Here is a 10,275-nt window from a genome sequence, read left to right as displayed (position 1 = left end):
CAGCACGCCGACCCGCTCCCCCGGCTCGAGGCGGTGCCCCGATGCGTGCTGGACGGTGACCTCCTCGCCCGTCGACAGCCGGACTGTCGAGCGCCGCACCGGCCCCAGGAAGCTCGAGGCGAGGACGACTCCGGGCAGGGAGTCGGGAGCGCCGTCGGCCACGACGGCGAGGTCCTCGGGGCGGAGGAACACCGACACGGGCCCGTCGGCCGCCGCCGCGTCGACGAGCGGCAGGCGCACGCCGAGCGCGAGGACCGATCCCGACGAGACCGTCCCCGCGACCACCGTCGAGAGGCCGACGAAGCGGGCCGTGAAGGCGGTCGCCGGGCGCGCGTAGAGGTCCTCCGGTGCACCCAGCTGCTCGATCCGCCCGGCGTTCATCACCGCGACGCGGTCGGCGACGGCGAGCGCCTCCTCCTGGTCGTGCGTGACGAAGAACGTGGTGATGCCGATCTCGGACTGCAAGCGCTTGATCTCGTCGCGCAGCTGGACGCGGACCTTCGCGTCCAGTGCCGACAGAGGCTCGTCCAGCAGCAGCACCCGCGGCCGCGTGACGAGGGCGCGCGCGAGCGCCACCCGCTGCTGCTGGCCGCCGGAGAGCTCGTGCGCGTAGCGGTCGCCGAGGGCGCCGAGGCCCACGACCTCCAGCGCCTCCCCCGCGGCCGCCCGGCGCTCGCGCGCCCCGACTCCCCGGGTGCGCAGCCCGAACTCGACGTTCTCGCGCGCCCGCAGGTGCGGGAAGAGCGAGTACGACTGGAAGACCATGCCCATGTCGCGCTTCGCGACGGGGACGTGGGCGACGTCCTCCTCGTCGACGAGGATCCGCCCCGCGTCGATCCGCTCGAGACCACTGAGGGCGCGCAGGGCTGTGGTCTTGCCGCAGCCGGAGGGGCCGAGCAGCGCGATGAACTCACCCGGGGCCACGTCGAACGAGACGCCGTCGAGCGCTCGCGCGGAGCCGTAGTGCCGCTCCACGTCGACGAAGCGTACGCGGGCGCCGGGAAGGGTGGGAGCGGTCACGAGGAGCCTTTCGAAGAGCGCGCCCGGCCCGTCGGCAGGCCGATCCGCGCGAGGCGGCCGATCCCGATCAGGAGGGCGAAGGCGAAGAGGAGGGAGAGCAGCGAGAAGATCACGGCGACGTAGGCGTCGGACTTCGACACCTGCACCAGGCCGGTCTGGAGGGTGGTGCGGCTGAGGAGCGAGGCGAGCGTGTACTCGCCGAGAACGACTGCGACGGTGATCAGCGCGGCCGCGACCAGGCCCCGGCGCAGGTTCGGCAGGAGGACCCTCCCGAGCACCGCGAGCGGGCCCGCGCCGAGCGAGCGGGCCGCCTCCGAGAGCGTCACGGCGTCGAGACCGGCGAGGTCCGCCGCCACGGCGCGGTAGGCGTAGGGCAGGACCAGCACCCCGTAGGCGAGAGCGAGCGTCCACGGCGCGGAGCCGGCGAGCTCGGTGACTACGGAGTAGACCGGCGCGAGGCCGACGACGAGGACGATGGCGGGCACGGTCAGCGGGAGCAGGCAGACCAGCTCCAGAGCCCGGCGCAGGCGCGGGAGCCGGATCTCGACGAGCAGCATCGTCGGCACCAGCAGGACCAGGACGATGAGGGCGGTGACGACGGCGAGGACCAGTGAGTTTCCGATCCCCTGGAACAGCGAGCGGTAGGCGCGCTCGTTCTCCGGGTCGAGGATCGCCGTCCAGTGCGAGAGGTCGTGGCCGCCGGCGCCGCGGAGCGTGAACTCCGCCATCGCGACGATCGGGACGGCGAACACCAGCCCGGTGATCACGAGCACCGCCCCGGACAGGAGCCGCGCGGGCCTCATCGCTGCCACCGCCGGGCCCGGCGCTGCAGCAGCGCGTACCCGGACATCAGGACCACCATCACCGCGAGCATCCCGAGCGCGAGGGCGCCCGCGAGGTTCTCGCGGCCCAGCACCGTCTCGCTGACCAGCGCGGCGCGGATCTGCAGCGGGACGATCTGCGCGCCCTGGCTGATCAGCGCCGCCGCGGTGGCGAAGGAGGAGAACGCGTTCGCGAACAGCAGCAGCACGCAGCCGAGGAACGACGGCGCCAGCACCGGGAGGGCGACGTGCAGCCAGTAGCCGAGCCGGCCCCCGCCGAGCACCGCGTTCGCCTCGGCCCACTCCGGGCGCAGACCCTCGAGCGCGGGCAGGAACGCGAGCACCATCAGGGGCACCTGGAAGTAGAGGTAGGGCAGGACGAGCCCGGGCAGCTGGTAGAGCCACACGCCGTCGGCGTACAGGTCGACGCCCGCTCCCGCGAGGAGGGTGCTCACCAGCCCCTGCACGCCGATCGTCGCGATGAAGGCGAACGCGAGCATCACACCGCCGAACTGCGCGAGGACGCTCGCCGCCGCATCGACGACGGTTCGGAGCGCCCCGCGCGGATCGGAGCCGAGCAGGGCCAGGCACACGACCGCGCCCAGCACCGCGCCGACGACGGCGGTCACGGCCGAGAGCCCGAGCGACGCGCCGAAGGCGGACAGCACGACGGGATCCCCGAGCGCCAGCACGTTCGCCGTGGTGAAGCGGCCGTCTCCGTCCGTGAATCCGGTCGCCACTGCGAGGACCGTGGGGACGGCCAGGAACAGCAGGACGTAGAGCGCGAAGGGGGCGACGCCCAGCACGGCCGGGGTGCCGCGCCGTCCCCGGGGCGCAGACGCCCCGGAGACGGCCTCGGCGGGAGCGGTGGTCACTGGATCGCCGCGGCCCACTTCTCGGCGAGGAGCGACGAGGCCGCCTCGGTCTGCTCCTCCGTGAACTGGACGAGGTCGGAGGGAGCGGCGCCGACGGCGTCGAGCGCGTCCTGGTCGACCGTGCCGGCCTCGGTCATCGCGGCCAGACGCACCGGGTAGGCGCCGGCGGCGAGGTAGAGGTTCTGCGCGGCGTCGGAGTAGAGGTACTCCTGCCAGAGCCGCGCGGCCGCCGGGTGCGGAGCGTCGGCGTTGACCGCCTGGTTGTAGTAGCTGCCGACTGCGGAGCCCGGGAGGACGGTCGTCGTCCACTCGCGGGTGCCCTCGTTCGCCTTCCCGGCGGCGAGGTTGTTGTAGCTCCAGTCGAAGACGACCGGGGTCTCGCCCGAGGCGATGGTGGCGTCGGTCGGGTCCAGCGGCAGGAAGTTGCCGGCGTCGTTCAGCTTCTCGAAGAAGTCGATCCCCGCCTGGACGTCGTCGGCGGAGCCGCCGGACTGGAGAGCCGCGAGCTGCACTGCGGCCGCGGCGGCTCCCGCCTGGGTCGGGTCGCCGTTGATCGCGACCGAGCCGCGGTAGTCGGCGCCGAGGAGGTCCTCGAGCGACGTGGGCGCAGGCACCGCAGCCGCGTCGAACCCGATCGACATCAGGCCGGTGTAGTCGTTGACCCAGAGGCCCGACTCCTCCTTGTTCCCCTCGGGGAGGTCGTCCCAGGACTCGACCTTGTACGGCGCGAACACGTCCGTGTTCGCCAGAGCGACGGCCGGCCCCAGGTCGAACACGTCGGGAGCGGTGTCCTGCCCGGCGAGGTTCTCCGCCGTGCTGATCTCCTCCGCGGAGGAGACGTCGGGGTCGGCGGAGTTCACGGTGATGCCGTACTCGTCCTCGAAGCCGCTGATCAGCTCGCCGTAGTTCGCCCAGGTGTCGGGCAGGGCGATGACGTTGAGCTCGCCCTCGGCCTTCGCGGCCTCGACCAGGGCGTCCAGCCCGCCGAGGTCCGCGGCGGACGTGGCGGACGCCGCGTCCGCGCCGCCGCCGTCGGACGAGGCGGTGGCGCCGCCGGAGCAGGCCGAGAGTATGAAGACGAGGGCGGTGCCGGCGGCGGCGACCGCGGCGGCGCGCGACAGGCGCTGAATGGTCAAGGGTCCTCCAGGAGACGGGTGGGCCGCCCCGGTGGGACGGCCTCGGGCACGGTAGGAGCGCCGCGAGTCGGCGAGGGAGCGCGGCGGTGAATGCCGGGCGAACGCCGGGGGCCGAATCGGGGACGGCGATGTCGGGGGCGTTCGCTAGCGTGGGCGGACCATGACCGAGCAGCTCTCCGCCGCGCTGGCGCGCCGCATCGCCCTGGCGGCGCAGGGGTTCGGCGTCCCACGTCCGTCCCGGGTCGACGCGCGCCGGGTGCGCGCCGCCGTGGACCGGATCCGCCCGCTCCAGCTCGACTCGGTGAACGTCTTCGAGCGGAGCCACTACCTGCCGCTGCTCGCGCGGCTCGGCCCGTACGATCGCTCCCTCCTCGACGCCGCGGCCTTCTCCCCCGACGGCTCCTACGTCGAGTACTGGGCCCACGAGGCCGCCCTCGTCCGCCGCGAGGACCTCCCGCTCTACCGCTGGCGGATGGAGCACTACCGCCGGGTCCGCCTGCCCGAGCACGAGGGCTGGGCCCACGAGAACCGCGCCACCCTCGACTGGCTCCGCTCCGCGCTCGCCGACGGTCCCCTCCGCGCCTCCGAGATCGAGCACGAGGCCAACGTCCGCACGGGCCCCTGGTGGGGCTGGTCCGACATCAAGCGCGGCCTCGAGGTCCTGTTCCGCTGGGGCGAGGTGGTGACGGCGGGGCGCACGCGCTTCGAGCGCTCCTACGGTCTCGCCGAGCGGCTCCTCCCGAGCGCGGTGCTCGATGCCGACGTGCCCCTCCCCGACGCCGTCCGCGAGCTCGTGCGCCGGGCGGCCCGGGCCCATGGGATCGGCACCCTCGGCGACCTGGCCGATTACCACCGGCTGCTCCAGTCCCCCACGCGCGTCGCGATCGACGAGCTGGTCGAGGCGGGCGAGCTCGAGCGCGTCGAGGTGCGCGGCTGGGAGCGGGGTGGGCGTCCCGTGCCGCTCTGGCGGCACGTCGACGCCCGACGCCCCCGCACGCTCCGGGCGGACGCGCTCCTCTCGCCGTTCGACCCCGTGGTCTGGCACCGGCCGAGGGCCGAGCTGTTCTTCGGCTTCCACTACCGGATCGAGATCTACACTCCGGCCGAGCAGCGGGTCCACGGCTACTACGTCCTCCCCGTGCTCCTCGACGACGTGATCGCTGCACGGGTCGACCTCAAGAGCGAGCGCAAGCGCCGGGTCCTCCTCGTGCAGGCCGCCTGGCTCGAGCCGGGGGCCCCGGCCGACACGCCGGAGCAGCTCGCCGCGCTGCTGGTCGAGGCGGCGGCCTGGCAGGGCCTCGACGCCGTCGAGGTCGTCGGTCGCGGCGACCTCGCGGCCGCCCTCGCCGCAGCACTGAGGAGGATCGCGTGAGCGCGCCCGGCGGCGTCCTGGCGCTGGCGCTCTCGGAGCGCTGCGTCGCCCGTCTGCTCGAGCGCGGGAGCGTCGTCGGGGTCGGCACGGGCGAGCTCGCCCACGCGGCCGGCGTCTCCCTCCGGACCTTCCACCGGTACCTCGGCGGGAAGGAGGACTGCGTGCGCCCGGTGCTCGCCGCCGCGATCGCCGCGATGGGACGCGCCCTCCTCGAGCGCCCGGCCGCCGAGCCGCTGAACGCGGCGCTCGGTCACGCCTTCGCCGCGGCGGCCTCCGGTCCCCACCTCGACCGCACCCTCCGGCTGATCCCCCTGCTCACCGAGACCTCGGCGATGCGCGCCGTCTGGGCGCAGTCGCTGCACGACGGCGAGGAGGAGCTGACGCCGTTCCTCGCGGAGCGGATGGGGCTCGACCGCATGTCCCCGCACCGGGCGGCCGTCCTGGCCACCGTCGTCCTCGCCCTGGTCCGGCGGGCGCTGGTCGACGCGGCCGCGAGCGGCATCGACCCGGCGCCGGTCTTCGCCGAGTACCTGACGACCGTCGACGGCGGTCCGCTGGCGGCTCCGACCGGATGACGTCCCGTCCGGCGCGGTGGCGCGTGCACCTCTGACCGAAGCGGGATGCGGTACGGGGCGGCGATCGTCGACGGGGCGTCGGCCGGATCGGCCTGTTAGAAGCGCGAGCCCATCTCGGAGAGGCGGGCGACGCGGTCCGCGATCGGCGGATGGGTCGCGAAGAGGCGCGCGACCACCCCCGGCTTCGACGGGTCTGCGATCCAGAGGTGCGCCATCGAGCTGTTCTGCCGCTGCATCGGCCGGCCCGCGGACTCGAGCTTGAGCAGGGCGCGGGCGAGGGCGTCGGGGTGGCGGGTCGTCAGCGCGCTGGTCGCGTCGGCGAGGTACTCGCGCTGACGGGAGATCGAGAGCTGCACGACCGAGGCGACGATCGGCGCGAGGACCATCGACACCAGCCCGACGATCAGGAGCGCCGGGTTGCCCCCGCCGTTGCCGTTGCCGCCCCGCCCGAAGAAGGCCAGGCGGAGGAAGGCGTCCGAGAGGAAGCCCACCGCGACGACGAGACCGAAGACGATCATCGAGACGCGGATGTCGTAGTTGCGGACGTGGCCCAGCTCGTGGGCCATCACGCCCTCCAGCTCGGCGTCGTCCATGATCGCGAGCAGGCCCGTCGTCGCAGCGACGACGGCGTGCTCGGGATCACGGCCGGTCGCGAACGCGTTCGGCGCCGGGTCGTCGATCAGGTACACCTTCGGCATCGGCGTGCCCGTCGCGATCGAGAGGTTCTCGACGATGCGGTACAGCCTCGGCTCGTCCGCCTTCTCCACCGCCACGCCGCCGCTGAGCGCGACCGCCTGGCGAGCGGCGAAGAAGTACTGGAAGAACCTGTACCCGGCGGCGATCACGAGGACCACCACGACGATCGTCGTGCTGCGGTAGACCGCTGCCGCCAGGGCGCCCAGGCCGCCGATGATCACCAGGAACAGGACGAGGATCAGGACCGTGTTGCGCTTGTTGCGGGCGATCGCGCTGTACACGGCGTCTGCCTAGAACTGGACGCGCGGGGGCTCCGAGATCGCGGCGAGATCGCCGACCTCGAAGAACTCGCGCTCCGAGAAGCCGAGCCGGCGCGAGAAGAGCGTGTTCGGGAAGACCTTCACCTTGGTGTTCATCTCGCGCACGCCACCGTTGTAGAAGCGCCGGGCCGACTGGATCTTGTCCTCGGTGTCGACCAGCTCGCCCTGCAGCTGGAGGAAGTTCTGGCTCGCCTGCAGCTGGGGGTACGCCTCCGCGACCGCGAAGATCGACTTGAGCGCGCTCTGCATGTGGTCCTCGGCGACCGACGCCTCCGCCGGGCCCTGGGCCTGGAGCGTCTCGGCGCGAGCCTGCGTCACCGACTCGAAGACCTGGCGCTCGTGCGAGGCGTAGCCCTTCACGGAGTCGATCACGTTGGGGATCAGATCCGCGCGGCGCTTCAGCTGGACGGTGATGTCGCTCCACGCCTCGTCCACGCGGACGTTGAGGGTGACCAGCGAGTTGTACGTCGCCCAGAGGTAGACCCCGAGGATGACCACGAGCGCGACGACGACGATGAGCGGGACGAGCCATTCCATGCCGTCCAGTGTAGGGACGGCGCGCTCCCCGGCACCTGTCGATGAGGCGCATTCGCAGGGGCGGGTCGGCCCTACTTGAGGGTCTTCTGCAGCAGGACGGTGCTGAGCCAGCGCTCGAACTTGAAGCCGACGCGGCCCATCCGGCCGACCTCGACGAATCCGAACTGCGCGTGCATCGCCAGCGACGCCTCTGCGCCCTTGTCGGCGATGACGGCCATGATCTGACGGATCCCCACGGCCTTCGCGCGCTCGAGGAGCTCGGCCATCAGCGCCCGGCCGAGGCCCTTGCCGGTGGAGGCCGCCCGCAGGTAGATCGAGTTCTCCACGGTGAAGCGGTACGCCCGCTTGGAGGACCACGGCGACACCATCGCGTAGCCGAGGATCTGGCCCGACGGCGAGACGGCCACGATGAAGGGCAGCCCGAGCTTCTGGTTGCGGGTGAACTTCGTCCGCCACTCCTTCAGCGTCGAGTCGTCCTCGTCGAAGGTCACCACCGTGTTGCGCACGTAGTGGTTGTAGATCTCGCGGATGTCCGGGAGGTCGGCGTCGCGGGCGTCGCGGATCTCGAACGAGAAGCCGGGCTCGGGAGGCGGCGCCTTCCGCAGGTGCGGCGGCAGGACGCGCCGGCTCTCGTACTCTTCCTCAAGCATCCGGCTCTCCTTCGGCTCCGCCCATCGATCCGGGCCAGCGTAGCCGCCCCGCGGGCGAGCACCCGGTCACGCGAGAGCGCTCCAGTCGACCGGCTCCGCGCCGCGCTCCTCCAGGAGGGCGTTGGCGCGGCTGAACGGCCGGGAGCCGAAGAAGCCGCGCGAGGCCGACAGCGGGCTGGGGTGCGCGCTCTCGATCACTCCGGCCTCCCCCAGCATCGGGCGGAGGGACGCGGCGTCGCGGCCCCAGAGGATCGCGACGAGAGGCGCGTCCCGAGCGGCCAGCGTGCGGATCGCGTGCTCGGTGACCGCCTCCCAGCCCTTCCCGCGGTGCGAGGCGGGAGAGCCGGGGGCGACGGTGAGGACCCGGTTGAGCAGCATCACGCCGCTCGAGGTCCAGCCGCTGAGGTCGCCGTGCTCGGGTGGCTCGACGCCGAGGTCGTCCCGGAGCTCGCGATGGATGTTCTGCAGGCTCCTCGGCAGCGGGCGCACGTGGCGCTCGACCGCGAAGGACAGCCCGATCGGGTGCCCGGGCGTCGGGTACGGGTCCTGTCCGACGATGAGGACGCGCACGTCCGCGAGCGGTGCGGCGAAGGCGCGGAGCACGTCGCGGCCCGCGGGGAGGTAGGGCCGGCCGGCCGCGACCTCGCCGCGGAGGAAGTCGCCCATCGCGGCGATGTCCCCGGCGACGGGGGCGAGCGCCTCCGCCCAGCCCCTGTCGATCAGTCCCGAGGCCGCGAGCTCAGCGAGGTCCACCGAGTCAGCCCGCCGCGAGCGTCGCGACGACGACTCCGGCGTCGCCGCCGCTCACGCGCCACACCGAGCCGGCGCCGCCGACGCGGAGCGCGCCGGTGCCGACGATCAGCACGGTGGACTCGTCGAGCGCGACGCCGCCGTCGACCAGGCCCGCCTCGACGGCCGCGACCAGGCGGCCGAGGGTCCCCCACTGCGCCGCGTGCACGTCGACCGTCACGTCGATGAGACCGATGCCCTCGAGCACCGTGACCTCGTCGAGCTCCTCCGCCGCGCCCTCCGGGACGACGGCGACGCCGCCGATCCGGTGGCCGCCGACGAGGGCGCGGTCGGCCGCGACGGCGGCTCCCGCCGAGTAGCCGGCGTACGGCACTCCGGAGGAGACGAGATCGCGCAGCCGCGGGAAGCAGGCCTCGAGCGCGTCGCGGTAGGCCGGGGTCAGCCCTCCGCCGACGAAGATCCCGTCGACGTCGTCGAAGACCGCGGGATCGATCCGGCCGCCCTCCGGCTTCATCACGGCGAACGCGTCGAGCGGGCCGACCGTCGCGAGCAGTGCCGCGTAGCCGGCGTAGGCCTCCGGGCCGAGCCCGTCGTGGACGACGACGATCGCGATGCGCGGGCCCTCGATCCGGCCGGCGTCGACCGCGTGGGCGCGCGCCTCCGCGAGGAACGCCCCGTACAGCTGCTGGTCGTGCTCGACGCCGCCTCCGCCGCCGATGAGGTGGACGCTCACTCGTCGTCCTCGGCGAGGGCTCCGTCCACCGGGGGCAGAGCCGACCAGGGGAAGACGATCCAGCGCGGGGTGCGGCGCCAGAAGAAATCGGGCTCGAGCACCGTGCGCGGCTTCGTGTAGAGGGTCACGGTGCGCACCTCGGCACCCATCGCGCGGATGAGCTTCACCGAGAGGGCGAGGGTGTGGCCGGAGTCGGAGACGTCGTCGACCAGGAGGATGCGCTTGCCGCGCACGGACGCCTCGTCGAGCAGCGGCGGCAGCACCACGGGCTCCGCCAGGCGCGCCTCGACGCCGGTGTAGAACTCGACGTTCAGCGCGCCGCAGCTCTTGATGCCGAGCGCGTAGGCCACGGCGCCCGCGAGGAGCAGACCGCCGCGCGCGATGGCGACGACCAGCTCCGGCCGGTAGCCCGACGCGACCACGTCGTCGGCCAGGTGCCGAGCGGCGTCGCCGAACTCGAGCCAGCCGAGCACCTCCTTCTCCGTGGCGGCGAGGAGGGCGGCGGAGTCGTCGGCGTCGGAAACCATGAGGGACAGGCTAGGCCGTCGCGGGCCTCCGCGTCACATCGGTCAGGCGCGCGGGGCCAGGGGTCCCTTCGCGACCTTGTGCGGGGCCGCCTGCGCGACCGGCTTGATGGTCACCAGGTCGAGGTTGACGTGGGCGGGGAGCTCCACCGAGGAGACGATCGCGGCGGGGATGGTGCAGACGGACGAGTTCTCGCTGGTCCGCTTCGGCGGCGACCGGGAGCGCGCCGACGCGGTCTACGCCGAGGTCCCCGACCCGCTGGTCG

Annotated in this window: 12 protein-coding genes and 1 pseudogene; 2 read left to right on the top strand and 11 right to left on the bottom strand. The window is 73.3% G+C overall.

Features of this window, described 5'->3' with window-relative positions:
* The 4 genes from C5C74_RS16085 to C5C74_RS16070 all read right to left on the bottom strand — a co-directional run.
* A partial coding sequence (locus tag C5C74_RS16085; RefSeq protein WP_104346786.1) for an ABC transporter ATP-binding protein occupies positions 1-1,020 on the bottom strand: 1,020 nt, incomplete at its 3' end.
* A complete protein-coding gene (locus tag C5C74_RS16080; RefSeq protein WP_104351881.1) occupies positions 1,017-1,823 on the bottom strand; it encodes an ABC transporter permease in 807 nt (268 codons plus the stop codon). The genes C5C74_RS16080 and C5C74_RS16085, both read right to left, overlap by 4 nt.
* Positions 1,820-2,716: an ABC transporter permease subunit gene (locus tag C5C74_RS16075; protein WP_104351882.1), complete on the bottom strand. Its 897-nt coding sequence runs from the start codon at positions 2,714-2,716 to the stop codon at positions 1,820-1,822. The genes C5C74_RS16080 and C5C74_RS16075 overlap by 4 nt, the downstream gene beginning before the upstream one ends.
* On the bottom strand, positions 2,713-3,852 hold the full coding sequence (locus C5C74_RS16070; protein WP_104351880.1) for an ABC transporter substrate-binding protein: 1,140 nt from the start codon (positions 3,850-3,852) through the stop codon (positions 2,713-2,715). Before C5C74_RS16070 ends, C5C74_RS16075 begins: the two co-directional genes overlap by 4 nt.
* Before the next feature lie 160 nt (positions 3,853-4,012).
* On the opposite strand from C5C74_RS16070, the gene C5C74_RS16065 reads away from it, so the two are divergent.
* On the top strand, positions 4,013-5,224 hold the full coding sequence (locus C5C74_RS16065; protein ID WP_104351879.1) for a winged helix-turn-helix domain-containing protein: 1,212 nt from the start codon (positions 4,013-4,015) through the stop codon (positions 5,222-5,224).
* Positions 5,221-5,799 carry a TetR/AcrR family transcriptional regulator gene (locus C5C74_RS16060; RefSeq protein ID WP_104319080.1) on the top strand — a complete coding sequence of 193 codons (579 nt, stop codon included), beginning with the start codon at positions 5,221-5,223 and terminating at the stop codon, positions 5,797-5,799. Before C5C74_RS16065 ends, C5C74_RS16060 begins: the two co-directional genes overlap by 4 nt.
* Before the next feature lie 95 nt (positions 5,800-5,894).
* On the opposite strand, the gene C5C74_RS16055 is transcribed toward C5C74_RS16060, so the two are convergent.
* The 7 genes and pseudogenes from C5C74_RS16055 to C5C74_RS18085 form a co-directional block, all read right to left on the bottom strand.
* Entirely contained in the window at positions 5,895-6,776 is an 882-nt protein-coding gene (locus tag C5C74_RS16055) for a M48 family metalloprotease (protein WP_104351878.1), read from the bottom strand.
* 9 nt (positions 6,777-6,785) lie between these two features.
* Positions 6,786-7,352, bottom strand: coding sequence for a LemA family protein (locus C5C74_RS16050; RefSeq protein WP_104225511.1), 567 nt, complete (start codon positions 7,350-7,352; stop codon positions 6,786-6,788).
* Between the two features lie 71 nt (positions 7,353-7,423).
* A complete protein-coding gene (locus C5C74_RS16045) occupies positions 7,424-8,002 on the bottom strand; it encodes a GNAT family N-acetyltransferase (RefSeq protein ID WP_104262462.1) in 579 nt (192 codons plus the stop codon).
* A 66-nt stretch (positions 8,003-8,068) separates the two neighbouring features.
* The gene (locus C5C74_RS16040) at positions 8,069-8,755 is read right to left on the bottom strand and encodes a uracil-DNA glycosylase (protein WP_104232774.1); all 687 of its coding nucleotides are present in this window, start codon (positions 8,753-8,755) and stop codon (positions 8,069-8,071) included.
* A gap of 4 nt (positions 8,756-8,759) precedes the next feature.
* Complete coding sequence (locus C5C74_RS16035; protein ID WP_104272600.1) at positions 8,760-9,485, bottom strand: peptidase S51; 726 nt, start codon at positions 9,483-9,485, stop codon at positions 8,760-8,762.
* The gene (locus C5C74_RS16030) at positions 9,482-10,012 is read right to left on the bottom strand and encodes a phosphoribosyltransferase (protein WP_104224441.1); all 531 of its coding nucleotides are present in this window, start codon (positions 10,010-10,012) and stop codon (positions 9,482-9,484) included. The genes C5C74_RS16035 and C5C74_RS16030 overlap by 4 nt, the downstream gene beginning before the upstream one ends.
* Before the next feature lie 42 nt (positions 10,013-10,054).
* Positions 10,055-10,156 (bottom strand): annotated as a pseudogene (locus C5C74_RS18085) (oxidoreductase); the annotation flags it as partial.
* Between the last annotated feature and the right edge of the window lie 119 nt (positions 10,157-10,275).

The organism is Rathayibacter sp. AY1E8, assembly GCF_002931415.1.
In the GTDB taxonomy this organism is placed as follows: domain Bacteria; phylum Actinomycetota; class Actinomycetes; order Actinomycetales; family Microbacteriaceae; genus Rathayibacter.
This window is presented reverse-complemented; position numbering and strand designations above follow the sequence as displayed.